This is a genomic window from Streptomyces sp. H27-D2, from assembly GCF_035828615.1.
In the GTDB taxonomy this organism is placed as follows: domain Bacteria; phylum Actinomycetota; class Actinomycetes; order Streptomycetales; family Streptomycetaceae; genus Streptomyces.
The window spans coordinates 1-25251 of sequence record NZ_JAYMZR010000085.1; the positions used below are offsets into that span (position 1 = coordinate 1).

General features: G+C 70.3%; 17 protein-coding genes and 1 pseudogene. 6 read left to right on the forward strand and 12 right to left on the reverse strand.

Annotation, left to right across the window (positions count from 1 at the left end; translation table 11 throughout):
- Nucleotides 1–91 precede the first annotated feature (91 nt).
- From QMK28_RS26395 to QMK28_RS26430, 8 genes are all read right to left on the reverse strand, one after another.
- Nucleotides 92–808, reverse strand: coding sequence for an ABC transporter ATP-binding protein (locus QMK28_RS26395; protein ID WP_326442094.1), 717 nt, complete (start codon nucleotides 806–808; stop codon nucleotides 92–94).
- Nucleotides 805–1758, reverse strand: coding sequence for an ABC transporter ATP-binding protein (locus QMK28_RS26400; protein WP_326442114.1), 954 nt, complete (start codon nucleotides 1756–1758; stop codon nucleotides 805–807). The genes QMK28_RS26395 and QMK28_RS26400 overlap by 4 nt, the downstream gene beginning before the upstream one ends.
- 5 nt (nucleotides 1759–1763) lie before the next feature.
- Nucleotides 1764–3566 (reverse strand): branched-chain amino acid ABC transporter permease, encoded by a 1803-nt coding sequence (locus tag QMK28_RS26405; RefSeq protein ID WP_326442095.1) that lies wholly within the window; start codon nucleotides 3564–3566, stop codon nucleotides 1764–1766.
- Nucleotides 3567–3572: 6 nt separating this feature from the next.
- The gene (locus QMK28_RS26410) at nucleotides 3573–4502 is read right to left on the reverse strand and encodes a branched-chain amino acid ABC transporter permease (RefSeq protein WP_326442096.1); all 930 of its coding nucleotides are present in this window, start codon (nucleotides 4500–4502) and stop codon (nucleotides 3573–3575) included.
- Nucleotides 4503–4614: 112 nt separating this feature from the next.
- A complete protein-coding gene (locus QMK28_RS26415; RefSeq protein ID WP_326442115.1) occupies nucleotides 4615–5832 on the reverse strand; it encodes a branched-chain amino acid ABC transporter substrate-binding protein in 1218 nt (405 codons plus the stop codon).
- A gap of 452 nt (nucleotides 5833–6284) precedes the next feature.
- Nucleotides 6285–6692 carry a hypothetical protein gene (locus QMK28_RS26420; RefSeq protein WP_326442097.1) on the reverse strand — a complete coding sequence of 136 codons (408 nt, stop codon included), beginning with the start codon at nucleotides 6690–6692 and terminating at the stop codon, nucleotides 6285–6287.
- Nucleotides 6693–6746: 54 nt separating this feature from the next.
- Nucleotides 6747–7235, reverse strand: a complete 489-nt coding sequence (locus QMK28_RS26425) for a PaaI family thioesterase (protein ID WP_326442098.1) — start codon at nucleotides 7233–7235, stop codon at nucleotides 6747–6749.
- Between the two features lie 115 nt (nucleotides 7236–7350).
- Nucleotides 7351–9657: an FdhF/YdeP family oxidoreductase gene (locus QMK28_RS26430; protein ID WP_326442099.1), complete on the reverse strand. Its 2307-nt coding sequence runs from the start codon at nucleotides 9655–9657 to the stop codon at nucleotides 7351–7353.
- 119 nt (nucleotides 9658–9776) lie between these two features.
- Between QMK28_RS26430 and polA the strand changes: the two genes are divergently transcribed.
- Nucleotides 9777–12515, forward strand: coding sequence for a DNA polymerase I (polA, locus tag QMK28_RS26435; RefSeq protein ID WP_443050829.1), 2739 nt, complete (start codon nucleotides 9777–9779; stop codon nucleotides 12513–12515).
- A gap of 104 nt (nucleotides 12516–12619) precedes the next feature.
- Here the strand turns inward: polA and QMK28_RS26440 are convergent, their stop codons facing one another.
- Nucleotides 12620–13567: a DUF4184 family protein gene (locus QMK28_RS26440; RefSeq protein WP_326442100.1), complete on the reverse strand. Its 948-nt coding sequence runs from the start codon at nucleotides 13565–13567 to the stop codon at nucleotides 12620–12622.
- A 136-nt stretch (nucleotides 13568–13703) separates the two neighbouring features.
- Between QMK28_RS26440 and QMK28_RS26445 the strand changes: the two genes are divergently transcribed.
- From QMK28_RS26445 to QMK28_RS26455, 3 genes are all read left to right on the forward strand, one after another.
- On the forward strand, nucleotides 13704–15527 hold the full coding sequence (locus QMK28_RS26445) for a lytic transglycosylase domain-containing protein (protein ID WP_326442101.1): 1824 nt from the start codon (nucleotides 13704–13706) through the stop codon (nucleotides 15525–15527).
- Nucleotides 15528–15740: 213 nt separating this feature from the next.
- A complete protein-coding gene (locus tag QMK28_RS26450) occupies nucleotides 15741–15875 on the forward strand; it encodes an SPW_0924 family protein (RefSeq protein ID WP_326442102.1) in 135 nt (44 codons plus the stop codon).
- Nucleotides 15876–15892: 17 nt separating this feature from the next.
- Nucleotides 15893–16933, forward strand: a complete 1041-nt coding sequence (locus QMK28_RS26455; protein WP_326442103.1) for a DUF3068 domain-containing protein — start codon at nucleotides 15893–15895, stop codon at nucleotides 16931–16933.
- Nucleotides 16934–17040: 107 nt separating this feature from the next.
- Here the strand turns inward: QMK28_RS26455 and QMK28_RS26460 are convergent.
- Nucleotides 17041–19834 (reverse strand): annotated as a pseudogene (locus QMK28_RS26460) (ATP-dependent RNA helicase).
- A 154-nt stretch (nucleotides 19835–19988) separates the two neighbouring features.
- Nucleotides 19989–20846, reverse strand: coding sequence for a class I SAM-dependent methyltransferase (locus QMK28_RS26465; protein ID WP_326442104.1), 858 nt, complete (start codon nucleotides 20844–20846; stop codon nucleotides 19989–19991).
- Between the two features lie 367 nt (nucleotides 20847–21213).
- On the opposite strand from QMK28_RS26465, the gene rpsA reads away from it, so the two are divergent.
- Entirely contained in the window at nucleotides 21214–22764 is a 1551-nt protein-coding gene (gene rpsA / locus QMK28_RS26470; protein WP_326442105.1) for a 30S ribosomal protein S1, read from the forward strand.
- A gap of 160 nt (nucleotides 22765–22924) precedes the next feature.
- Here the strand turns inward: rpsA and QMK28_RS26475 are convergent, their stop codons facing one another.
- Nucleotides 22925–23911 carry a right-handed parallel beta-helix repeat-containing protein gene (locus QMK28_RS26475; protein WP_326442106.1) on the reverse strand — a complete coding sequence of 329 codons (987 nt, stop codon included), beginning with the start codon at nucleotides 23909–23911 and terminating at the stop codon, nucleotides 22925–22927.
- Between the two features lie 192 nt (nucleotides 23912–24103).
- On the opposite strand from QMK28_RS26475, the gene QMK28_RS26480 reads away from it, so the two are divergent.
- On the forward strand, nucleotides 24104–25048 hold the full coding sequence (locus QMK28_RS26480; protein WP_326442107.1) for a PAC2 family protein: 945 nt from the start codon (nucleotides 24104–24106) through the stop codon (nucleotides 25046–25048).
- Nucleotides 25049–25251 lie beyond the last annotated feature (203 nt).

Genomic DNA, 25251 nt, shown 5'->3' on the forward strand with positions numbered 1-25251 from the left:
CCCGTGAACCCTGGCCGGGGTTCACGGGCCGCCGCCGTGACCAGTTCGTACCGCGTCCGCACCCGCAGGCGCGCGCGGACGCGAACCCGTCTCAGTCCTCGCCGAGATAAGCCTTCCGCACGGATTCATCGTGCAGCAGATGCTCGCCGCTGCCCGACAGCACGATCTTGCCGATCTCCATCACATGGCCCTCGTCGGCCAGCGACAGCGCCGCCTGCGCGTTCTGCTCCACGAGCAGGATCGTGGTGCCCTGCGACTTGAGTTCCCTGATCGTCTGCATGATCTTCTGCATCATGATCGGGGAGAGCCCCATCGACGGCTCGTCGAGCATCAGCAGCTTCGGCTTCGACATCAGCGCGCGCCCCATCGCGAGCATCTGCTGCTCGCCGCCGGAGAGCGTTCCCGCCGCCTGCTTCCTTCGCTCCCCGAGGATCGGGAAGAGCTCGTAAGCCTTCTGGATGTCCTTCTCGATGGCCGCGTTGTCCTTCCGCAGGAATGCGCCGAGCTGGAGGTTCTCCATGATCGACAGTCGCGGGAAGATGTGCCGGCCTTCGGGGGAGTGGGCGAGGCCCAGCGCGACGATCTTGTGCGCGGGGACTCCGGCCAGCGGCCGGCCCTCGAAGGTGATCCGGCCGGCGAGCGGCTTGAGCAGTCCGGAGAGGGTGCGCAGCGTGGTGGTTTTGCCGGCGCCGTTGGTTCCGATGAGGGTGACGACTTGGCCGGCTTCGACGCTGAACGAGATGCCTTTGACGGCTTCGATCTTGCCGTAGGCGACCCGCAGGTCCTCGACTTCGAGCAGTGCGGTCACCGGTCCTCCTCCGTATGTGCTGTGGTGCTGGTGGTGCCCGTGCCCGATCCGGTGCCCGTGTCCTTGCCTCCGGGCGGCGGCGTCGCCGCTGCCGCCGCTTCGGCTGCTTCGACCTCGGCGAGTTCGGCTTCGCCGGGTTCGCCTTCGAAGGGTGTGCCGAGGTAGGCGGCGACGACGCGTTCGTCGCTCTGGACGACTTGGGGGGTGCCTTCGACGAGTTTCTCGCCCTGGACGAGTACGGAGACTCGGTCGCAGAGGTTGAAGATGAAGCGCATGTCGTGCTCGATGACGAGTACGGCGGTGCCTTGGTCGCGGATGGCGAGGACGAGTTCTTCGGTGACCCGGGTTTCCTGGGGGTTCATGCCGGCGGTGGGTTCGTCGAGGAGGAGGAGACCGGGGTCGCTGGCGAGGGCGCGGGCGATTTCGAGTTTGCGTTGCTCGCCGTATGGGAGGTTGCGGGAGAGGTGGTCGCGTTTGGCTGCGAGGCCGGTGAACTCGAGGAGTTCCATGGCTCGTTCCTCGGAGGCTTTTTCGGCTCGTTTGAAGCCGGGTCCGCGTAGGAGGGCGGAGAGTAGGCCCTCTTTGGTGCGGGTGTGTCGGCCGACGAGGACGTTTTCGAGGACGGTCATGTTGGCGAAGAGCCGGATGTTTTGGAAGGTGCGGGCGATGCCGGCTTTGGTGACGAGGTGGGGTTTGGGCGGTAGCACGGTTCCTTTGTAGGAGACGGTGCCTTCGGTGGGGATGTAGAGGCCGGTGAGGCAGTTGAAGAAGGTTGTTTTGCCGGCGCCGTTGGGGCCGATGAGTCCGACGATTTCGCCGCTGTTGACGGTGAGGTCGACGGAGCGTACGGCGGTGAGTCCGCCGAAGCGCATGGTGACGCCGGTGGCTTGGAGTACGGCGCCGGTGGGGTTTTGGGCGGTGGCTACGGTGGCGTTGGTGTCGGTGGTCATGTCGCTCACGCCTCCGCCTTGCTGAGGCCGACGGTTTCGTCCGGTACGTCGAGTTGGCCGGTCTCGTGGAATTCGAGTTGTTTCCTGCGGTCGGCGACCAGTCCTTCGGGGCGGAAGCGCATGAGGAGGATCAGTGCGACGCCGAAGAGGAGGAGTTGGTAGTCGGCCATGAAGGTGAGTTTGGCGGGGATGAGGTAGAGCAGTGCCGCGCCGACGAGGGGTCCGCTGATGGTGCCCATGCCGCCGAGGATGACGGCGGCGAGCAGGAAGGCGGAGTTGGGTGGTACGGCTTCGACGAATTTGTACTGCTCAGGGGTGACGGTGTAGGTCACGTGGGCTTGTACGGTTCCGGCGAGTCCGGCGAGTGCCGCGCCGAGTGCGAAGGCGAGGAGTTTGAGCCGGAAGCTGTTGATGCCCATGGCGGTGGCGGCGGTTTCGTCTTCGCGGATGGCGACCCAGGCGCGGCCGATGCGGGATTCGGCGGCGCGTCGGAAGATGAAGACGACGAGCAGGGTGAAGAAGAGCATGAGCAGGAAGTAGTTGCCCATGCGGGCGATGGGTACGCCGAAGATGTCGTGTGTTTCGCCGAAGTCGAATCCGAAGAAGATCAGGTTCGGGATGTTGGGGATGCCCATGGACCCGTTGGTGATGTCGGGTCCTGTTTTGCCGTTGAGGTTGTTCATGCTGATGCGGAAGATCTCGCCGAAGCCGAGGGTGACGATGGCGAGGTAGTCGCCGCGCAGTCGCAGGGTGGGGGCGCCGATGAGGACGCCGAAGACGAGTGAGGCTCCGGCGCCGGCGAGTACGGCGGCCCAGAAGGGGAATTCGACGCCGATGACGGATTCGGGTGATCCGGAGACCAGGGCGGCGGTGTATGCGCCGACGCCGAGGAAGGCGACGTAGCCGAGGTCGAGGAGTCCGGCGAGGCCGACGACGATGTTGAGGCCGAGGGCCACTGTCCCGAAGATCAGGATGTTGGTGGCGACGGCGGTGTAGGTGTCGTTCTCCTGGGTGAAGGGGAAGCAGGCGGCGGCGACGAATGCGGAGGTGAGCGCGATGTTGCGGTGTTTGGTGGTGAGCGCGCTGAGGCGGGCTACGAGTCCGGCGCGGTTGAGGGCGGTGAAGCCGAAGCCGGCCAGGATGAGGTAGCCGACGAAGAGTTCGCCGTATTCGGTGTCGACGCCGTAGGTGAAGAGGTAGAGGCCGATGCCGAAGGCCGCTGCGATGATCAGGATCTCGCCCCAGGCGGGGAGGGTCTCGGCGCGGCGGGTGGGGGTCGCGGCGAGTGCGTTGAGCAGCCGTTTCCAGGCGTTCGGCGGTTTTGCGCCGGGGATGGTCTCCAGCGGTTCGTCGGCGGGCAGTCCGAGGGCGGCGATGACGGTCGCCAGGGTGGTGATGGCCGCGATGTAGCCGCCTGGTTCGAGGTTGGCTACGCCGCCGAGGTCGACGGTGATCGCGATGACTGTGTACCAGGTGGTGGCGAAGGTGCCGATGGCCAGCAGGAGTACGGGGGCGGTGGTTCCGGCGGGGGTGAGCCAGCGCAGGCCGCGGACGCCGTATCCGGCGAGGACGTAGAGCAGTGTGAGCAGTGCGCCGAGCAGGGTGATGACTTGGAGGCCGCCGGGGTAGCCGGTGACGGTGAGGTCGCCGGGGAAGGCTTTGGTCCAGGTCCAGGCGAGGAAGGTGCTGATGAGGGTGGCGGTCGCGCCGATGCCGGTGGCGAGGCGGGCTCCGGCTGCGGGCAGCGGGATGACGGAGCCGGTCCGCGGTGGGCGGGGGGCGGTGTTTTTGCTGGTGTCAGTGGTCATGTGTGATCACGCCCGATCCGCGACGCGTTCGCCGAGCAGGCCTTGTGGCCGTAGCAGCAGTACGAGGATGAGGAGGACGAAGGCCCATACGTCCTTCCAGGCGCCGCCGCCGAACTGCTCCATGCCGGGGATCTCCTCGACGTAGCCGGTGGCGAGGGCTTCGGCGACGCCGAGTACGACGCCGCCGAGCATGGCGCCGTAGATGTTGCCGATGCCTCCGAGGACTGCGGCGGTGAACGCCTTGAGTCCCATGAGGAAGCCCATCCGGAAGTCGACCTGGCCGTTTTTGAGTCCGTAGCCGACGGCTGCGACGGCTGCGAAGGCGGCGCCGATGGCGAAGGCCATGACGATGATGCGGTCGGTGTTGATGCCCATGAGCTTGGCGGTGTCCGGGTCCTGCGCGGTGGCCTGCATGCCGCGGCCGGTGCGGGTCTTGGCGACGAAGAGGCCGAGGGCGATCATGCAGAGCGGGGCCGCGATGATCACGAAGAGGTCGCTGCGCTGGATGGTGACGCCGAAGACGTCGAAGGCGTCGCCGTCGAACTGTGGGAAGACGCGGGCTTTCTTGGCGTCCGGGTACCACTTCCAGATGGCTTGCTGGAGGGCGATGGAGAGGCCGATGGCGGTGATGAGCGGTGCGAGGCGGGGTGCGCCGCGCAGCGGTCGGTAGGCGAACCGTTCGGCGGCGACGCCGACCAGGACGGAGGCGACGATGCCGCCGATGATCATGAGGGGTAGAGCCAGCAGCAGACCGGTGCTGGAGGGGAGCGCGATGTACACCGTCAGCGCGCCGAAGCCGCCGATCATGAATATCTCGCCGTGGGCGAAGTTGATGAGCTGGACAATGCCGTAGACCATCGTGTAGCCGATCGCGATGAGACCGTACATCGCGCCGAGGATCAGGCCGTTGGCCAGCTGTTGCGGCAGTTCGTGCACCGCAGGGCCTCCGTGGAGTGGGACGGATATGCTGCGTCATTTCGTGCGCGCGCGGGGACGCTCGTGGCGCCCCCGCGCGGCGTTGTTCATGTGCGGGTGTGCTGTGTGGTGATCAGTCCTTGTACTGCTCGCTGAGGTTCGGCTTCCACGCCTTGCCCTCGACTTTGTACGCGGTGATCATCGTGTTGGTGGTGTCGCCGTACTTGTCGAAGGAGACCGCGCCGGTGACGCCGTCGAACTTGACCTTGGACATGGCCGCGAGGACCTTGGCGCGGGGTTCGGCGGGCAGCTTGTCGTCGTTGTCGGCGACTGCTGCCTTGACTGCCTGGATGATGGACCAGGCGGAGTCGTAGGACGAGCCGCCGTAGGCCTCGTAGGCGTCCTTGTAGCCGGCTGCCTTGTAGTCGGCGATGAAGCTCTTGGCCGATGCGAGCTGCTCGACGGGCTTGCCGACGGAGGTGGCGATGTCGCCGGCGGCCTTCTTGTTCTGGGTGATGTACTCGGCGCTGTACATGCCGTCGCCGCCCATGAACGGGACGTCGACGCCGCCGTTCTTGACCTGCTGGCTGAGGGGTGCGGCGGCTGGGTACTCGCCGCCGTAGTACACGAAGTCGGGCTTGGCGCTGCGGACCTTGGAGACGATCGCGTTGAAGTCGCGGTCTTCGGGGTTGACGTGTTCGCTGCCGACGACCTTGCCGCCGAGCGAGGTGAACTTGTCCTTGAAGGAGGCCGCGAGGCCGACGCCGTAGGTCTTCTGGTCGTCGATGACGTAGACCGTCTTGGCCTTGAGCTTGTCGTGGGCGTATTTGCCCGCGAAGGCGCCCTGGATCTCGACGGTGGTCGCCGTCCGGAAGTAGGTGTCGAACTGGCGCTTGCGGACGTCCTTCTTCCAGTCCTTGCCCTGGCTGAGGTCCGGGGTGGTGTTGGCCGGCGACACCTGGGTGAGCCCGGCGTCGTCGAAGACCTTCTGCATGGACTGGGCGACGCTGGAGTTCAGCGGGCCGACGACGCCCAGGACGTCTTGGTTGCCGACGAACTTGTTGGCGTTCTGGCCGCCGGAGCTGGGTTGTGCCTGGTCGTCCAGGGCTTCCACCTTGAAGGTGACGCCCGGAACTTCCTTGTTCTTGTTGGCTGTCTTGGCCGCGAGGTCGACAGAGTTCTTGATGCCCTGACCGAGTGCGGACAGGTCGCCGGTGAGGGGCGCGTCGACGCCGATCACTACGGTCGTCTTGGATCCGCCGTCGCCATCGCCGCCGCCTTTGTCGTCGCGCGACCCGCAGGCGGTGAGTGTCAGTGCCCCGGTGGTGAGCACGCTGGTGAGTACGAGCAAGGAACGATGACGCACGATCTGTCCTTTCCCCAAACGCGGCCGCCTCTGCTGAGGTGCCGTGTCGCGCGCCGGGTCGGACTGGATGGTCCGGAGGTGTTGCAGCAGTCGTACCCGGCGGCGCGGTGACTGGCCGTGACTCTAAGCGCGAGCAAGCGCGTGGGGCAGAGGTGCTGGCCATGATGTGACGCTCTTGTTATGACAAGCGGATCGTTGTAGTGGTGCGGAGCGGACATTCGGGGCTTAAAGGGGCAAGGTATTTGGTCCGCATCGTGAGAACTCGCAGTTCCGCTACGGCGTCCGGGCGGCGGGCGCGGAAGGTGCGAGATAGCTCACGTGTCATATGCATCTAAGCTGGTGGACGGATCGCCTGTCAGTGATCATGAAGAGCGTCCGTAGGGCGCGCGTGTTACGCAGGGTTACGGACGGCAGTCGTATCCGGGGCGCGTCGCGGGTCAGGTCGGCCAGCCGCCGGCGGGCGCTGGGGACGCGCCGCGGCTGGCGTAGCGGCTCTCGCAGCGCTGTTTCGCCTCGCGCTTGATCAACTCGCGGGCGGCGGCCGGGCCGTGGTCCTTACGCTCTGTCTTCGCGTGGGCCAGGACGTCGATGAGGATGTTGTTCTGTCCGTCGGACAGACCGAACTCCTGGTAATCGCCGCCGTCGCCGCCGTCGGGCCGCAGTTGGTCGTTCGCCCAGTGGACGATCAGGCGGGTGCACAGGTCCTGCGGCGAGGTCGTGGCGGGGCTCGGGCCGGCCGCGGGCTTCGAGCCGGCGCCGGGCCCGCAGGCGAGCAGCGAGGCGGCCAGCGCGAGCGCGGCCACGAGGGGCGCGGCCGGGCGGGGGACCGTACGGGCGGCTGCCATATCCGGAAAGCTAGGCGCGGGCCCCGGACATGGCAAGGCGGAGGGCGTGCGGGCTCAGGCCCCCGGGCCGTCGGTGGCGGCGACCGGGGCGGGGACGTCGCGGAGCAGGCAGGTCAGCCGGGCGGTGCAGACCCGCTTGTCCTGTTCGTCGCTGATGACGATCTCGTAGGTGGCGGTGGAGCGGCCGCGGTGCACCGGGGTGGCGACGCCGGTCACCAGGCCGGAGCGCGCGCCGCGGTGGTGCGTGCAGTTCAGGTCCACGCCGACCGCGACTTTGCCGGGGCCGCCGTGCAGCATCGAGCCGACCGAGCCGAGGGTCTCGGCCAGGACGGCCGAGGCGCCGCCGTGCAGCAGCCCGTACGGCTGGGTGTTGCCCTCGACGGGCAGCGTGCCGACGACCCGGTCGGGGGACGCCTCGACGATCGTCAGGCCCATCCGGTCGCCGAGGTGGCCTGCGGAGAACAGCGCGGGAAGATCCAGGCCCAGGCCCGCGTACTGGTCCAGGATCTCCTGCGGAAACTTGGTCTTGCTCTGCTCGCCCATGCCGTCCGGCTCCGATCGTCCTTGGTCGCGGGGCGTGCCGAAATGGCGCGCCCCGATGCCGCGTGCGGTGACGCGCGGCGTATCCCCACGTCATACCAGCTGCCTAAGCCAACGCTTAGGCCGGGGGAGTCTGTTCCGCCGGCTCCAGCCGCACGACGATGGACTTCGACGCGGGGGTGTTGCTGGTGTCGGCGGTGGAGTCGAGCGGCACCAGGACGTTGGTCTCCGGGTAGTACGCGGCGGCGCAGCCCCGGGCGGTCGGGTAGTGCACCACCCGGAAGCCGGCGGCGCGCCGCTCGCTTTTGTCGGTCCACTCGCTGACCAGGTCCGCGTACGCGCCGTCGGCGAAGCCCAGTTCGCGGGCGTCCTCGGGGTGGACCATGATCACCCGGCGGCCGTTCTTGATGCCCCGGTAGCGGTCGTCGAGGCCGTAGATCGTGGTGTTGAACTGGTCGTGCGAGCGCAGCGTCTGCAGCAGCAGCCGGCCTTCGGGCAGCTGTGGGTGTTCGACGGGGCAGGCTGTGAAGTTGGCCTTGCCGGTGGCGGTGGGGAAGCTGCGGGCGTCGCGGGGGCCGTGCGGCAGGGCGAAGCCGCCGGGTTGGCGGACCCGGGCGTCGAAGTCCTCGAAGCCGGGGATGACGTTGGCGATCCGGTCCCGTACCCGGCTGTAGTCCTGCTCGAACTCCTCCCAGGGTGTGCGGCTTTGCGGGCCCAGCACGCGCCGGGCCAGCCGGCTGACGATGGCGGGCTCGGACAGCAGTTGCGGGCTCGCGGGTTCCAGCCGGCCGCGGGAGGAGTGCACCATGCCCATGGAGTCCTCGACGGTGACGAACTGTTCGCGGCTGCGGCCGTCCGGGCCGCGCTGCTCGTCGCGTTCGGTGCGGCCCAGGGTGGGCAGGATCAGCGCTCGCGCGCCGGTCACCACATGCGAGCGGTTGAGTTTCGTCGACACATGGACGGTCAGCTTGGCGCGCCGCATCGCGGCCTCGGTCACTTCGGTGTCGGGCGAGGCGGCGACGAAGTTGCCGCCCATCGCGAAGAAGACCTTCGCCGTGCCGTCGCGCAGCGCGCGGATGGCCCGTACGACGTCGAGGCCGTGCTCGCGGGGCGGGGCGAAGCCGAACTCCTTCTCCAGGGCGTCCAGGAAGGCCGGGGCGGGGCGTTCGAAGATGCCCATCGTGCGGTCGCCCTGCACATTGCTGTGCCCGCGGACCGGGCAGACCCCGGCGCCGGGGCGGCCGATGTCGCCGCGCAGCAGCAGGAAGTTGACGACTTCCTTGATGGTGGACACCGCGTGCTTGTGCTGGGTCAGGCCCATCGCCCAGCACACGACGGTGCGTTGGGAGGCGAGGACCATGCGCAGCGCGCGTTCGATTTCGGCCCGTTGCAGGCCGGTGGCGCGCAGTGTCTCGTCCCAGTCGGTGGTACGGGCGGCTGCCGCGAACTCCTCGAAGCCGTGGGTGTGTTCGTGGATGAAGTCCTCGTCGAGGGCTCCCTCGGTCTCCAGGATCAGTTGGTTGAGGGCGCGGAAGAGGGCTTGGTCGCCGCCGAGCCGGATCTGTAGGAAGAGGTCGGTGAGCGCGGTGCCGCCGCCGGCCAGGCCGCGGGCGTTCTGCGGGTTCTTGAACCGTTCCATGCCGGCTTCGGGCAGTGGGTTGACGGTGATGATCCGGGCGCCGTTCTGCTTGGCCTTTTCCAGCGCGGAGAGCATCCGGGGGTGGTTGGTGCCGGGGTTCTGGCCGGCGACGATGATCAGCTCGGCCTGGTAGAGGTCTTCGAGCAGCACGCTGCCCTTGCCGACGCCGATGGTTTCGGTGAGTGCCGAGCCGGACGATTCGTGGCACATGTTGGAGCAGTCCGGCAGGTTGTTGGTGCCGAACTCGCGGGCGAAGAGCTGGTAGAGGAAGGCGGCTTCGTTGCTGGTGCGCCCGGAGGTGTAGAAGACGGCCTCGTCGGGGGAGCCGAGCGCGGTCAGCTCGTCGGCGATGATGTCGAAGGCCCGCTCCCAGGGCACCGGCTCGTACGACTCGGCGCCCTCGGCGAGGTACATCGGCTGGGTGATCCGCCCCTGCTGGCCGAGCCAGTAGCCGCTGCGGGTGAAGAGGTCGGCGACCGGGTGCGCGGCGAAGAAGTCGGGGGTGACCCGGCGCAGTGTGGCCTCTTCGGCGACGGCCTTGGCGCCGTTCTCGCAGAATTCCGCCGCGTGGCGTTTTTCGGGTTCGGGCCAGGCGCAGCCGGGGCAGTCGAAGCCGTCCTTCTGGTTGACCTTGAGCAGGGTGAGCGCGGTGCGGCGCACGCCCATCTGCTGCTGGGACATCCGCAGCGAGTGGGCGACGGCGGGCAGCCCGGCGGCGGCGTGCTGTGGTGCGCCGACGTCGGGCGCGTCCTGGACCGGGTCGCCGGCCGGGGGCTTGGCTGCCATGACGCTCTCCCTTGAGCGGTGCGGATCTTACGTGTCCGATCCTGTCACGGGGCGCCGACAGCTGTCCCGCGACGCCGCCTCGAGCGGTTTTGTCAGTGGGGCGTGGCAGGATCGGGGGCGTGGCACAGACAGCATCGAAGACGAGCCCCTCGACCGCCCCGGCCCCGGTGCAGGAGGACCGGCCCCGCCTGCTCCTGATGGACGGGCATTCCATGGCCTACCGGGCCTTCTTCGCGCTGCCCGCGGAGAACTTCAGCACCGCCACCGGGCAGCCGACGAACGCGATCTACGGCTTCGCGTCGATGTTGGCGAACACGCTGCGCGACGAGCGGCCCACGCATTTCGCCGTCGCGTTCGACGTGTCGCGCAAGACCTGGCGCTCGGAGGAGTTCCCGGAGTACAAGGCGAACCGCTCCAAGACGCCGGACGAGTTCAAGGGCCAGGTCGAGCTGATCGGCCAGTTGCTCGACACGATGCGGGTCTCCCGCTTCGCGGTGGACGGCTTCGAGGCGGACGATGTCATCGCCACGCTCGCCACGCAGGCCGAGGCGCTGGGTTTCCAGGTGCTGATCGTCACGGGCGACCGTGACTCCTTCCAGCTCGTGTCCGAGGACGTCACGGTGCTGTACCCCACCAAGGGCGTCTCCGAGCTGACGCGTTTCACTCCGGAGAAGATCCAGGAGAAGTACGGCCTCTCCCCCCAGCAGTATCCGGACTTCGCCGCGCTGCGCGGCGATCCGTCGGACAACCTGCCGGGCATCCCGGGGGTCGGTGAGAAGACGGCCGCGAAGTGGATCAACCAGTTCGGGTCGTTCACCGAGTTGGCCGAGCGGGCCGGTGAGGTCAAGGGCAAGGCGGGGGAGAACCTCCGCGAGCATCTGGACGCGGTGAAGCTCAACCGCCGGCTCACCGAGATGGTGCGCGACGTCGAGCTGCCGACCGGTCCCGAGGACCTGGCCAGGGCGCCGTACGACCGCGACGCCCTGACGGTGATCCTCGACTCGCTGGAGTTCCGGCACGCGAACTTCCGCGAGCGGCTGCTGGCCGTCGACCCGGGCGCGGCCGAGGCCGCCGCCGAGGCCGCTCCGGAGGCGGGCGCGGCGGTGGACGGCGCGGTGATCGCCGCCGGTGAGCTGGCGCCGTGGCTCGCGGAGCACGCCGCCGGTCCGCTGGGCCTGGCCGCGGTCGACGCCTGGTCGCTGGGCAGCGGCAGTGTCAGCGAGATCGCGCTGGCCTCGCCTGAAGGCCCGGCCGTCTGGTTCGACCCGACGCAGCTGACCGAGGCCGACGAGCGGGCGTTCGCGGCCTGGATCGCGGACGCCGACCGGCCCAAGACGCTGCACAACGCCAAGAACGTCATGCGGGTCTTCGCCGACCACGGCTGGAGTGTCGCGGGCGTGCGGATGGACACCGCGCTGGCCGCCTATCTGGTGAAGCCCGGCCGCCGCACCTTCACGCTCGAAGTGCTGTCGGTGGAGTATCTGGGCCGGGAGCTGGCCAAGGCCGCCGCCGACAGCGGACAGCTGGCCTTCGGCGCCGACGAGCAGGCGGAGGCCGACGCCCTGATGGGCCACGCCCGTACGGTCCTGGACCTGGGCGAGGAGTTCGAGACGAAGCTGCGCGAGGTCGGCGCGGCGGAGCTGCTGCACGACGTGGAGCTGCCGACGAGCGCCATGCTGGCCCGGATGGAGCGGGCGGGCATCGCCGCGGACAGCGCCTGGCTGGAGCGGATGGAGGAGCAGTTCGCCGCCGCTGTCCAGCAGTCCGTGCAGGAGGCGCACGCCGCGGTGGGCCACGAGTTCAACCTCGGCTCGCCCAAGCAGCTTCAGGAAGTGCTCTTCGGTGAGCTGGGACTGCCGAAGACCAAGAAGACCAAGACCGGCTTCACGACGGACGCGGACGCCCTGGCCTGGCTCGCCTCGCAGTCCGACCATGAACTCCCGGTGATCATGCTGCGCCACCGCGAGCAGTCGAAGCTGCGCTCGACGGTCGAGGGGCTGATCAAGACCGTCGCGACGGATGGCCGCATCCACACCACGTTCAACCAGACGGTGGCCGCGACCGGCCGGCTGTCCTCCACCGACCCGAACCTGCAGAACATCCCGGTGCGCACCGACGAGGGCCGGGCCATCCGGCGCGGCTTCGTCGTCGGCGAGGGCTACGAGTCGCTGCTGACGGCCGACTACAGCCAGATCGAGCTGCGCGTGATGGCGCACCTCTCAAAGGACGCGGGCCTGCTCGCCGCGTTCAGCTCCGGCGAGGACCTGCACACCACGGTCGCCTCCCAGGTCTTCGGCGTCGCCAAGTCCGAGGTCGATCCGGAGATGCGGCGCAAGATCAAGGCGATGTCGTACGGGCTGGCCTACGGGTTGTCCGCCTTCGGCCTCTCCCAGCAGCTCAACATCGCGCCTGATGAGGCGCGCAGGCTGATGGACACCTTCTTCGAGCGCTTCGGCGGCGTCCGCGACTATCTGCAGCGCGTCGTCGAGGAGGCGCGGGCCGTCGGTTACACCGAGACGATGCTCGGCCGCCGCCGCTACCTCCCGGATCTCAACAGCGACAACCGGCAGCGCCGCGAGATGGCGGAGCGGATGGCGCTCAACGCTCCGATCCAGGGCACCGCCGCGGACATCGTGAAGGTCGCGATGCTCCGGGTGGACGCGGCGCTCGCCCAGGAGAAGCTGAGTTCGCGGATGCTGCTCCAGGTCCACGATGAAATCGTGCTGGAGCTGGTCCCCGGCGAGCGTGAGCAGGTCGAGGCGCTGGTCCGCCGGGAAATGGCCGGGGCTACGGAGCTGCGGGCCTCGCTCGACGTCTCGGTCGGCGTCGGCGCCGACTGGGAGTCGGCGGCGCACTGAGGTTTCTCGCGCGCGGAGCTGAGTCCCCGACCGCTGAGCCCCTGGGAGCCGATCGGGGCGCGATCGGGGGCGGCCGATCCGGCCCGTGCGCGAAGTCGGCGGAGTCAGCCGCTGACGGAAGTCTCCGGCTGCTCCGCGCGGTTGTCCTGCGGGGGCTGCTGGTTGGGGTTCTGCTCGGCCGGGCCTGGCTCGACCGCGTTTCGTCCGGCGGCGTTGCCCCCGACCGCGTTCCGCTCGGCCGGGGGCGTCGGGCGGGCGCGGTGCCGGATGCGGGCCGCCGCCGCGTAGAGCGGCAGCCCCAGGGCGAGGCCCGCGCCCGCGCCGAACAGCGCGGTGGGCACGAAGTCGAAGAGCGTGGCGTCCGCGCCGGGGCCCGCGCCGAAGCGCAGGCAGCGGTGGGCCGCGCCGAGGAGCACACAGACCGCGAGCAGCCCGGCCGCCAGCAGCCGTCCGCGCGCGGTGAGTACGGGGACGCGGGCCGGCGGGGAAGCGTCCGGCAGCCGGCGCAGCGCCGAGGCCGTGAATGCCACGATCAGTGCGAGGGCGATCGCCGAGCTGCCGTACTGCACGTACATGGTCACCGGGAAGCCCGCGACGCTCTCGCCGAGCACCGGCAGCAGCCGGGCGCCCCAGCGGCCGGAGTGGGTGAAGGCGTCCCACACGATGTGGGTCGTCGAGCCGAGCACCGCCGAGAGGTAGAACGCGGCCGCGAGTGGGACCGGACGCCGCCCCCGCCAGGGCCGGCCGCGCAGCAGCGCGTAGGCCCGTCCCTGCCTCGCCCGGGGCAGCAGGGCGACCAGCGGTTCGCGGAGCAGCAGCCAACCGGCCAGCAGAGCGGCGGTGCTGAGCGCGTCCACGCTCAGCACACCGGCCGGGGAGTGGGTGAAGTTCCCGAAGCGCATCGCCCCGGGGAGCACGGTGTCCGCGAAGTACGTGAGGTCGGGTGCGAAGGACCCGGCGACCAGAGCGGCGGCGACCAATCCGCCCCGGGCGGTGCCGTTTCGGTGAATTCCAGGCAACACCGCGGCGGCATGACTGAGCGTGAACGGCATGTGCTACCCCTTGATCAGTTTTGATCATTATGACGGCGGAAGTTTCTGTAGATACGGTCCCTAAGTTGCCGTAGTGTCCTGTGCGTTGTGCGCTGGGGCGCGCGGCACACAGTGTGATCAGCGGAGGGACAGACGGATGGCAGCGCAATTCGGCCGGCGGCTGCGCAAGGGAGCGGCCACGACAGCGGTGGCGGCACTCGCGATGGCCGCACTCACCGCCTCCCAGGCGCCCGGCTTCGCCGGTGTGGGCAGCAGCACCAGCCGGGAGAGCAGAGCCGAAACCGCGCCACCGGCAGACACTCCCATCGACGGTGGCTCGTCGTACCACACGGATCTGCCGCCCCTGAAGACCCCTGACAAGCCCGGCACTTCCGTCGACCTGCCCGCAGCCGCCGGCTCGGCCGAGGCGGGCCTGCCGGCCACCGTCCTCGCCGCGTACAAGAAGGCGCAGTCGGCGCTGGCCTCGTCCCAGCCGAGCTGCGAGATCCCCTGGGAACTGCTCGCCGCGATCGGCAAGGTCGAGTCCGGACAGGCGCGCGGCGGAGCCGTGGACGCCGACGGCACGACGCTCAAGCCGATCCTCGGCCCGCAGCTCAACGGCGACGGCTTCGCCCGCATCACGGACACCGACGACGGCGAGTACGACGGCGACAAGACGCACGACCGGGCCGTCGGCCCGATGCAGTTCATCCCCTCGACCTGGGCGAGCTGGGGCGCGGACGGCAACGGTGACGGCGAGAAGAACCCCGACAACATCTACGACGCCGCGCTGGCCGCCGGCCGCTACCTGTGCGCGAACGGCCGCGACCTCTCGGTGAAGGAGGACATGGACCGCGCGATCCTCGGCTACAACCACTCCGAGGAATACCTGCGGACGGTCCTGTCCTGGTACGAGTACTACCGCAAGGGCACGCACGAGGTGCCGGACGGCAAGGCCGTCCTCCCGGTCGGCGACAGCGGCCCGGGCTCCTCCGGATCGGGCTCAGGATCGGGTTCCGGTTCCGGCGGCGGCCCCGGCAGCACCGGCCGCCCCAGCGGCAAGCCGAGCCACACCCCCGACCCCAGCACCGGGCCGAGCGCCGGCAACGGCGGCAAGCCGGGCACGGGCAACGGCGGCAAGCCGGGCACGGGCAACGGCGGCAAGCCGGCCAAGCCCCCGACAGGCGGGCCCGGCACGCCCAGCCCGGACCCGACGACCCCCACCACCCCGCCCGCCAAGCCCTCGGTCCCCACCGCCCTCGACCGCGTCGGCGACCGCCGGGTGAGCGCCACGGCGGGCTCCGAGTTCACCGACCGGCTGCGCGTACGGGCCGAGAACGCCTCCGGGAAGCCGGTCGCGGGCGTCCGGGTGCGCTACGAGATCGTCGGCCCGACCGAGGCCCGGTTCCCCGGCAGCGCGCGGGGCGTCACCGCCATCACCGGCCGCGACGGCATAGCTACCGCCCCGGAGTTGCGCGCGGGCAAGCAGCCCGGCACGTTCACCGTCCGGGCCGCCGTCGTGGGCAGCGCCCTGCCCGTCGCCGAGTTCACCGCGACCGTCAGGGCCAAGCCCGCGCCGGCCCCCGAGGCCGACAAGCTGGTGCGTACCGGCGACAAGGCGCTCAAGGCCGGGACGGACAGCGCCTTCGCCGAGCCGCTGGAGGTCAAGGCGACCTACAAGGGCAGGGCGGTGGCCGGGCTCGGCATGAGCGCGATGATGATCACCGACGACAAGAAGCCGGTGGCCAACGACAAGGGCCCGTACTTCAAGGACGCCAAGGGCAAGCCGGTCCGCACCCTCGGCGCCCTCACGACGGACGCGAAGGGCCTGCTCAAGCTCCCGAAGATCTACACCGACGGGCACGCGGACACGTTCCTGCTCAGGATCACCACCGCTGACGGCACGGCCCTGACCGTCGAACTGACCGTCACCAAGTCCGCGGCCGAGCCTTCCGCCGACCCGTCCGCGAGCACCTCCTAGAAGCGAAGACCCGCTCACGGGAGCACGGGGGCCGAGCCCGTACGCCCGCAAGCCCGCTCCGGCGGGCCCGGCCCGTACGCCCGCGTTCCGCCACCGCTGCCCTGCCCGACCCCGCGTCGGAGCAGGGCAGTGGTGCAACGTGTTCTCATCTTCGCCCCCCGTTGCTACGGTGCCCCAGCCCTGACGCCGTATCAGCTCACCGGGAGGCCGAGCATGCGCGCCCTCACAGCCGCCGCGATCGGACTGGTCGCGGCCCTTGCCCTCGTCCTCACCATGACGGCGATCGGTGCGCCCAGCGGCAAGACCTCACCCGAACCGCTGCTGACCACCGTCCCCGAGCACCCCTGAGGGAGGGACCTGCCGCCATGCGCAGAAAAGCCAGCCTGGTGCTGCTCGCGTTCGCCGTCTTCTTCACCGCCCTGTCACCGCTCCTGCGGTGGTACGCCTTTCCCCGGCTCGCCAAGGTCCCGGCCGACCAGTACCAGTCGGTGGTCCTCGAAGCCAAGAACGCGACCCTGCTCGACTACGGGAGCCTGAAGGCCGAGAAGGTCTCCAAAATCAGCATCGTGCAGACACTCCGGGGCAACGTCGAGGAATCGGAGCGGATCGAGAAGTCCGCCGGCCGCGACGTCGTGGTCTGGGACAGCCTCTCCTACGTCGTGGGCCCCGACGGCGAGATGGTCTCCCGCATCCCCGAGCGCTACATCTTCGACGCCCACTCCCAGCAGCCGGTGCACGCCGACGGCGAGAGCGTGGACGGCGACCGGGTCCGCCGCGAAGGCATCGAGTTCAAGTGGCCCTTCCTCACCGAGAAGCGCGACTACAACTACTTCGACGCCCAGACCCGCACCTCCTCGCCCATCCACTACCGGGGCACCCGGACCTTCCGCGGCCTGGAGGTTTACTACTTCGAACAGACCATCCCCTGGACCAAGGTCCCGTTCCCGAAGAAGATGCCGGTCGAGGGCATCACGCCGGAGACCGTCGAGAAGATGGGCACGGCCCGCTGGTACACCACCAAGCGGATGTTCTGGGTCGACCCCACCACCGGAGCCCCGGTCAACGGCGAGGAGATCCACAAGGAGGAGCTGCGCGGCGGCACGTTGCTCCCCGGCGGCAAGAAGGTCACCGCCTTCGCCGGCCACGTGAAGATGCGCGAGGACTACATCGACTCCACGGTGAAGCTGGTCAAATCCCAGCGCCAACTGATCCTGCTGCTCACCGCGTACCTGCCCTGGGGCTTCCTCGGCCTCGGCGCCGTCCTGCTCGCCCTCAGCCTGCTGCTCGAAGCGCGCAGCCGCCGCCCCAGCGCGGGGACCGCCGCCGGGAAACGCGCACCGGGGTCCGCCGCGGACCCCGGAACCGGCCCAGAGCCGGGCTCCCGGCCACAGGCGACACCGGTCTGACGGCGGGCGGGGCCGGCAGGACAGTCCGGCAGGACAGTCCGGCAGGGCGGGTCCGGCACCGTACGGGCCCAGCACCGTACGGGGGACGCCGCGCCCGCCCGGTGCGGTCAACCCCGCTTCAGCCGTGCCGTCGTGTACCGCGTCGGCGCGGCCGCCGCCGGGTCCTCCGGCCAGGGGTGCTTCGGGTAGCGCCCGCGCAGCTCGGCGCGTACGGAGCGGTACCCCTCCCGCCAGAACGAGGCCAGATCGGCGGTGACCGCCGCGGGCTGCCCGGCCGGCGAGAGCAGGTGCACCAGCAGCGGCACCCGGCCGCCCGCGATCCGGGGCGTCTCCTGCCAGCCGAACAGCTCCTGGAGCTTCACGGCGAGCACCGGCTGCTCGACGCTGTAGTCCACCCTGATCCTGGACCCGGTGGGCACCTCGATCCGCTCCGGCGCCAGCTCGTCGAAGCGCGAGGCGTGCCCGCCCGCCCACGGCAGCAGCCGGGCCAGCGCCTGGCCCGCCGCCACCCGCTCCAGATCGGCCCGCTTGCGCGCGCGCCCCAGCTCAGCGCCCAGCCACTCGTCCGTGCGCTCCAGCAGCGCCGCGTCCGAGACGTCCGGCCACGGCTCGCCCAGCTCCCGGTGCAGGAAGGCCATCCGCTGCCGCAGCTCCGTCGCGTCCCGCGACCAGCGCAACAGCCCCACCCCCTCGCGGCGCAGCCCGTCCAGCACCGCGGCCCGCACCAACGCCCGGTCCGGCGAGGTCAGCGGGCGCGACGCCAACTCGACCGCACCCAGCCGCTGCACGCTCCGCGCCACCACGTCCCGGCGTTCGTCCGACCAGCGGACCTCCTCGCCGGAGAAGTACAGCGCGCCGGCCGCCGCGCGGGCCGTGCCCTCGTCGATCACCGCGGCCAGCCGCACCCGCGCCGAAGCGGCCGTCACCGGCCGGTCCGCGACCGCGACCGCGAGCCAGGCCGCGCTGCGCAGCCGCGAGCCCTCCCCCAGCCCCGCGCCCGTTCCCGACACCATCAGATACGCGCCCTCGCCCCGCCCGCGCGCCACCCGCTCCGGGAAGGCGAGCGCGGCGACGAGACCAGCGGCGGCGTCGTCGGTCAGCGCGCCGGAGCCCGAGTCCGAGCCGGAGCCGGCGCCCGCACCGGAGCCGGCGCCCGCACCGGAGCCGGCGCCCGCACCGGAGCCGGCGCCCGCACCGGAGCCGGCGCCCGCACCGGAGCCGGCGCCCGCACCGGACCGCTGCGCACCCTGCGGCGCCGAACCCGATCCGCCCGACCCCGCGCGGTCCGACCCCCGGTCCGACCCGCGCGCCACCCCGCCGTCCAGCCCGCCCTCCAACCGCCGCGCCTCCCGGCGCCAACGCGCCGCGTAGCCGTCGCCGCCGCGCCGGGCGGTGCGCCAGGCGGCGGCGAGGTCGTCCCCGTAGTCGCGCGGGGGCTCCTCCGAGAGCAGTGCGCCGACCACGGCCGCCCGGCGTGCGCCGATCTGCCGCGCGCGCGCCGTCCAACAGCGCCCGCGCGAGCCGGGGGTGCAGGCCGAGCCGGGCCATCCGTACGCCCCGTGCGCTCGCCCGGCCGTCGGCGTCGACCGCGCCGATCGCGAGCAGCACCTCGCGGGCGGCGGCCATCGCCCCGGCCGGCGGCGGGTCGAGCAGGGCGAGCCCGGAAGCCTGCGGATCGCCCCAGCAGGCGGCCTGGAGCGCGAAGGCGGCCAGGTCCGCGACGGTGATCTCCGGGGCGGGCCAGCGCGGCAGCCGGGCGTCCTCGCCCTGGGTCCAGCAGCGGTAGACGGTGCCCGGCGCCTCGCGCCCGGCCCGTCCCGCGCGCTGCCGCGACGCGGCGTGCGAGGCCCGTACGGTCGTCAGCGCGCTGAGCCCGCGCGCGTGGTCCGTGCGCGGCTCGCGGGCCAGCCCGGCGTCGACCACGACGCGTACGCCCGGCACGGTCAGGCTCGACTCGGCGACCGAGGTGGCCAGCACCACCCGGCGCCCGGCGCCGCCCGTGAGGACCGCGTCCTGGACGGCGGCCGGCGCGCGGCCGTGCACCTGGAGGATCTCGACGGCGCTCCCGCCGGACGATTCCGCCGACAGCCCGGCGAGTTGGCCGGCGACCCGGGAGATCTCGCCGACGCCGGGCAGAAAGCACAGCACGTCGCCCTCCCGCTCGCGCAGCGCCCGGCCCACGACAGCCGTGACGTGCTGGAGCAGCGCGGGGTCCACCCGCATCCCGTGCGGCGGCCTGACCGGCTTCGGCGGCGGCGCCCACACGACGTCCACCGGGTAGGCGATGCCCTGCGCCTCCACCGTCGGGGCGGGGGCTGCCTCCCCGTCCTCCCCGTTCTCTCCGTCTTCATCGCTCCCGTTCCCGCCGAGCAGCCGCGCCCAGCCCGCCGCGTCCGTCGTCGCCGAGGCGGCCACCAGCCGCAATTCGGGGCGCAGGGTGGCGCGTACGTCCAGTAGGAAGGCGGCGGCCGTGTCGGCGTCGAGGTGCCGCTCGTGGCATTCGTCGAGGATGACGACGTCGACCCCGGCCAGCTCCTGGTCGCGTTGCAGGCGCTGGAGCAGCACGCCGGTGGTCACCACCTCGATGACGGTCCGGCGGCCGACCTTCCGCTCGCCGCGCACGGTGAAGCCGACCGACCCGCCGACCTCCTCGCCGAGCAGCCAGGCCATCCGCCGGGCGGCGGCCCGCGCCGCGATCCGCCGCGGCTCCGCGACCAGCACCCGGGCCGGCGGCGAGCCGTCGTCCAGCAGACCGGCGAGCACCAGCGGGACCAGGGTGGTCTTGCCGGTGCCGGGCGGCGCGCACAGCACCGCCGTCCCACGCTCGTCCAGCGCCCGGCGCAGCGCGGGCAGGGCGGTTCGTACGGGCAGCTGGTCGAGGGCGTCGGAGCGGATGGTCATCCGGTCATCCTCGCAGCGTTCCGGGGGCGTGCCGTCGCCTGTCTGCTCCCTATGCTTGTCCCGCGCGCGCCCGCGTGAGGCAGCCGTCAGGCGCGCTCCCCTGCGCGCCCGCGCAGGGAGCCGTCAGCCGCGCGCCCCGGCCGCACCGCACCCGTCAGTCGCGCTCGCAGACGAAGATCGCCGTGCCCGGGATCAGCCGCCCGCGCAGCGGGGACCAGCCGCCCCACTCCTGATGGTTCCACTCGGGCCACTCCGGCTCGATGAGGTCGACCAGCCGGAAGCCGCCCTTGACGACGTCGCGCACCCGGTCGCCGAGGGTGCGGTGGTGCTCCACGTAGACGGCGTCGCCGGACTCGTCCTGTTCCACATAAGGGGTGCGGTCGAAGTAGGAGGCCGAGATCGACAGGCCCTCGGGCCCGGGCTCGTCGGGGAACGCCCAGCGCATCGGGTGGGTGCACGAGAAGATCCAGCGGCCGCCCGGCCGCAGCACCCGGAAGACCTCGCTCATGACGTGCACGGGGTCGGCGACGAAGGGGACCGCGCCGTAGGCCGAGCACGCGAGGTCGAAGGAGGCGTCGGCGAAGGGCAGCACCCCGGCGTCGGCCTGGACGACGGGGAAGTCGGCGCCGATCCGCAGCGCGTGCTGGAGCTGGCGGTGCGAGAGGTCGAGGGCGACGGGCCGCGCGCCCTGGGCGGCGAGCCAGCGGGAGCACTGCGCGGCGCCCGCGCCGATCTCCAGTACGTCCAGGCCCTTGAGCCCGGCGGCCGGCCCGAGCCATTGGGCGTCCTCCTCGTCGATCCCTTCCGGGCCCCACACGAAGCGGTCGTCGCCCAGGAAGCCGCCGTGGTCGTCCTGGTAGTCGTCGGCGTTGCTGTCCCACCAGCCCCGGCTGGCCCGGCTGCTCTCCGACCGGTCCGCGTCGCGTCTGGTCGCGGTGGGTTCGTACGAGATGGAGTCCTCGGCGTGCGCGCCGGGCCGTACGGGTCCTATCGGATTGTTCGCTTGGTTCATGTGAGGAGCCGTCGTACTCTCTGTATCGACTGTGGCTGCGGGGACGGGTGTCAACCCCGTCGCGGCATGGACCAGTATGGGGTGGTTAGCCCCAGGTGCACTCTTAGCGCATTGACCGTGCCCGGCTGCCCCCGTATGCTACAAGTTGCGCTGCGGGCCTGCGCACCTCAGACGGAGCAGGTCGCGCTCGTATCTGTTGTACGCCCCCTCGGTTATAGAGGTGCCTGCGAGTTCTGTGGAGGAATACGCCTTCTTGAGGAACTCGCTGGGAGCACACCTCTCAAGCGGTCCGGCTTCGGCAGTGCGACACCGGTTCGCGGCGTAGCAGTACCTACGACTCACTGTCCGTACCGGAGCCCTTACCCACATGACGAGCAGCACCGAGGCAATCCACACCACCCCGCAGGTGGCGGTCAACGACATCGGCTCCGAGGAAGACTTCCTCGCGGCTATTGATGCGACGATCAAGTACTTCAATGACGGCGACATCGTCGACGGCGTGATCGTGAAGGTCGACCGGGACGAGGTCCTGCTCGACATCGGTTACAAGACCGAAGGCGTTATCCCCTCCCGCGAGCTTTCGATCAAGCACGACGTCGACCCCAATGAGGTCGTCAAGGTCGGCGATGAGATCGAGGCCCTGGTTCTCCAGAAGGAGGACAAGGAAGGCCGCCTGATCCTCTCGAAGAAGCGCGCTCAGTACGAGCGCGCTTGGGGCACCATCGAGAAGATCAAGGAAGAGGACGGGATCGTCACCGGTACCGTCATCGAGGTCGTCAAGGGTGGTCTCATCCTCGACATCGGCCTCCGCGGCTTCCTCCCCGCCTCGCTCGTCGAGATGCGTCGTGTCCGCGACCTCCAGCCTTACGTGGGCAAGGAGCTCGAGGCCAAGATCATCGAGCTGGACAAGAACCGCAACAACGTGGTCCTGTCCCGCCGTGCCTGGCTCGAGCAGACCCAGAGCGAGGTCCGCCAGACGTTCCTCACGACCCTGCAGAAGGGCCAGGTTCGCTCCGGCGTCGTTTCCTCGATCGTCAACTTCGGCGCGTTCGTGGACCTCGGCGGCGTCGACGGTCTCGTCCACGTCTCCGAGCTGTCCTGGAAGCACATCGACCACCCGTCCGAGGTTGTCGAGGTCGGCCAGGAAGTCACCGTCGAGGTTCTCGACGTGGACATGGACCGCGAGCGCGTCTCGCTGTCCCTCAAGGCGACGCAGGAAGACCCGTGGCAGCAGTTCGCCCGGACGCACCAGATCGGGCAGGTTGTTCCCGGTAAGGTCACCAAGCTCGTCCCGTTCGGCGCGTTCGTTCGCGTCGACGAGGGCATCGAGGGCCTGGTGCACATCTCCGAGCTGGCCGAGCGCCACGTGGAGATCCCGGAGCAGGTCGTCCAGGTCAACGACGAGATCTTCGTCAAGGTCATCGACATCGACCTTGAGCGTCGTCGTATCAGCCTGTCGCTGAAGCAGGCCAACGAGGCCTTCGGCAGCGACCCGTCCGTGGTCGAGTTCGACCCGACCCTGTACGGCATGGCCGCGTCCTACGACGACCAGGGGAACTACATCTACCCCGAGGGCTTCGACCCGGAGGCCAACGACTGGCTCGAGGGCTTCGACACCCAGCGCGAGGCGTGGGAAGGCCAGTACGCCACGGCCCAGACCCGCTTCGAGCAGCACCAGGCTCAGGTCATCAAGTCCCGCGAAGCGGACGAGAAGGCCGAAGCCGAGGGTGTCGCGGCGCCGGCGGCGGGCTCCAGCAGCTCCGCTTCCTCCTCCTCGTCGTCCTCTTCCACCAGCGGCGGCAACGCCGGTGGCGGCGGTTCGTCGTACTCCTCGGAGTCGGACGACAACTCCGGCGCCCTGGCGTCGGACGAGGCGCTCGCCGCGCTTCGCGAGAAGCTGGCCGGCGGCCAGAGCTGATCTCGCTGAACTGCGATAGTCGGCGCTAGCTGACGAAACGTGAGGCCCGCTCCCCGATGGGGGGCGGGCCTCACGCATGTCCGGTGCCGCGGCTCACGCGGCTGCCGGTATCGCTGCGGGCGGGTCGGCGGGAGGGTCGTTCACCCACATCGCGGGCCGGTCATCCCACCGGGACGCCCGGGTTGACCAGGCCCTTGCCGCCGCTGACGGTGTTGCTGCTGCTGACGGTCGTTTTACAGGACGAGCTGTAGTTGAAGACGTTGATCGCGTAGCGCCCGGAGCCGGACGCGCCGTTCAGGTCGGAGCGGTTGCCGCGGAAGACGGTGTCGCAGCCCCAGCCCGGGTCCTGGGTGTGCACCTCGTAGCCGTTGTTGAGGGTGTTCTTGCCGGTGTTGTTCTCGATGACGTAGCGGTTGCCCTTGACGTCGATCCAGGAGTCGTCGAAGTGCACGCCCGTCTGGCCCTTGCCGTCGAAGGTGTTGCCGGAGACCAGACCGCCGGTGGTGCCCTCCTTGATGTCGACGGCCTCGCCGCCGACGTCCGGGCCGATGGTGTTGTTGAGGATCCGCACGTTGTCGCTCTTGTCGGAGAGGGTGTTGGCGGTGCCGACGTACACGCCCTCGCCCATGCCGCTGTCGTCGTTCCCGGTGTCGTAGATCTTCGAGTTCTTGATGACGCCGTTGGCGCTGGACTTGCGGAAGTGCACGCCCTCCATGTCGAGGCCGCGCACGACGACGGAGTCGATGACGACGTTCTTCGCGCCGTCGAGCATGATCCCTTTCTGGCCGCCGGCCACGGTGACGCCCTTGACCGTCCAGTACGAGGCCCCGTTGAGGTGCAGTCCGTAGCCGCCGCCCGCGGTGAGTATCGCTTTGGACGAACCGGTGAGGGTGATCCGGGCGGAGGAGCTGCCCGCGACGGTGGTCTTGAAGTTGCCGCTGTACGTCCCGTCGGCGAGCTGGATCGTGTCGCCGGGCTCGGCGGCGCTCAGCGCGCTCTTGAGCTGCGCGGCGGTGGACACCTGGATCACGGCCGCGGTCGAGCTGCCGGAGCTGGCGGCGGCGCCGGCGAGGGTGCCGCTGAGGAGGAGCGCGCCGAGCGCGGCGGTCAGCGGGGCGGCTACGAGAAGGGGGGTGCGGGTGCGCATGCGGGGTGCCTTCCTGTTGAGATTCCTGGGTTCTCATACATGAATGCCGGGCGCTTACGTGAACAGCTGGGTGGTGGTGAAGCTAAGGGCTCTGCGTGGGCACGTCAAGGCTGTGGGCCTTCCGGCTCCTCGGGGGAATGCGCGGCCCGGAACACGCGTTGGCCACCACGAGAACGAGGAGGCGTGGTCACAGTGTTGGATCCGCAAGGATTGTATGAATGGGAGCCGAGTGGGCTCGCCGCGGTCGACGCGGCCGGATCCGGCGACTCGGCCGGGCTGGTACTGCTGTACCACTTCGACGGTTACATCGACGCCGGCGAGACCGGTGACCAGATCGTGGAGCGACTGCTCGACGGCCTGCCGCACGAGGTCGTCGCGCGCTTCGACCACGACCGCCTCGTCGACTACCGGGCCCGCCGTCCGCTGCTCACCTTCCAGCGGGACCGCTGGACCGGCTACGAAGCGCCCAAGATCGAACTGCACCTGGTGCGCGACGCCACAGCCGCCCCCTTCCTGCTGCTCGCCGGCCCCGAGCCCGACGTCGAGTGGGAACACTTCGCGGCGGCCGTACGGCAGATCGTCGAGCGCCTCGGCGTACGGCTCGCGGTGAACTTCCACGGCATCCCCATGGGCGTGCCGCACACCCGCCCGGTCGGCATCACCCCGCACGGCAACCGCGTCGACCTGATGCCGGGACACCGCAGCTTCTTCGACGAGGCGCAGGTTCCCGGCAGCGCCGAGGGCCTGGTCGAGCTGCGCCTCTCCGAGGCCGGACACGACGTCCTGGGCGTCGGGGCGCATGTCCCGCACTACGTCGCCCGGTCCGCGTACCCCGACGCCGCGTTGACGGCCCTGGAAGCGGTCACCGCCGCGACGGGCCTGGTCCTGCCCGGGGTGGCGCACTCGCTGCGCACCGAGGCGCTCAAGACCCAGACCGAGATCGAGCGGCAGATCTCGGAGGGCGACGAGGAACTCGTGGCGTTGGTGAGCGGGCTTGAGCACCAGTACGACGCCATGGCCGGCGGTGAGACGCGCGGCAACCTGGTCGCCGAGCCGGTGGATCTCCCCTCGGCCGACGAGCTGGGACGCGAGCTGGAACGGTTCCTCGCGGAGCGGGAGGGCGAGAGCGGGGCGTGAGGCGCGAGCGGGGTATGAGGGCGAGAGCGGGGCGTGGGAACGCGCGCCGGCCACCCGCTGCTGCCGACTGCCGAAACGGTTGAGGGGTGTCGCGGTCCTCGGCGGGCTGCGCGAGTGATCCGGTAGCGTGAGCGCCCGGCGGAATCGTTTCCCCGGTCCCGCCGCCGGATCTCAGCAACCCCCCAGTGAATGGAGGCGTGGCC

Excerpts from the sequence above, each read along its gene's own strand:
- QMK28_RS26400 (WP_326442114.1), bottom strand. The coding sequence starts at position 1,758 with ATGACCACCGACACCAACGCCACCGTAGCCACCGCCCAAAACCCCACC.
- QMK28_RS26420 (WP_326442097.1), bottom strand. The coding sequence starts at position 6,692 with ATGGCAGCCGCCCGTACGGTCCCCCGCCCGGCCGCGCCCCTCGTGGCC.
- QMK28_RS26475 (WP_326442106.1), bottom strand. The coding sequence starts at position 23,911 with ATGCGCACCCGCACCCCCCTTCTCGTAGCCGCCCCGCTGACCGCCGCG.
- QMK28_RS26425 (WP_326442098.1), bottom strand. The coding sequence starts at position 7,235 with ATGGGCGAGCAGAGCAAGACCAAGTTTCCGCAGGAGATCCTGGACCAG.
- QMK28_RS26440 (WP_326442100.1), bottom strand. The coding sequence starts at position 13,567 with ATGCCGTTCACGCTCAGTCATGCCGCCGCGGTGTTGCCTGGAATTCAC.
- QMK28_RS26430 (WP_326442099.1), bottom strand. The coding sequence starts at position 9,657 with ATGGCAGCCAAGCCCCCGGCCGGCGACCCGGTCCAGGACGCGCCCGAC.
- rpsA (WP_326442105.1), top strand. The coding sequence starts at position 21,214 with ATGACGAGCAGCACCGAGGCAATCCACACCACCCCGCAGGTGGCGGTC.
- QMK28_RS26455 (WP_326442103.1), top strand. The coding sequence starts at position 15,893 with ATGCGCAGAAAAGCCAGCCTGGTGCTGCTCGCGTTCGCCGTCTTCTTC.
- QMK28_RS26405 (WP_326442095.1), bottom strand. The coding sequence starts at position 3,566 with ATGACCACTGACACCAGCAAAAACACCGCCCCCCGCCCACCGCGGACC.
- QMK28_RS26445 (WP_326442101.1), top strand. The coding sequence starts at position 13,704 with ATGGCAGCGCAATTCGGCCGGCGGCTGCGCAAGGGAGCGGCCACGACA.
- QMK28_RS26465 (WP_326442104.1), bottom strand. The coding sequence starts at position 20,846 with ATGAACCAAGCGAACAATCCGATAGGACCCGTACGGCCCGGCGCGCAC.
- QMK28_RS26450 (WP_326442102.1), top strand. The coding sequence starts at position 15,741 with ATGCGCGCCCTCACAGCCGCCGCGATCGGACTGGTCGCGGCCCTTGCC.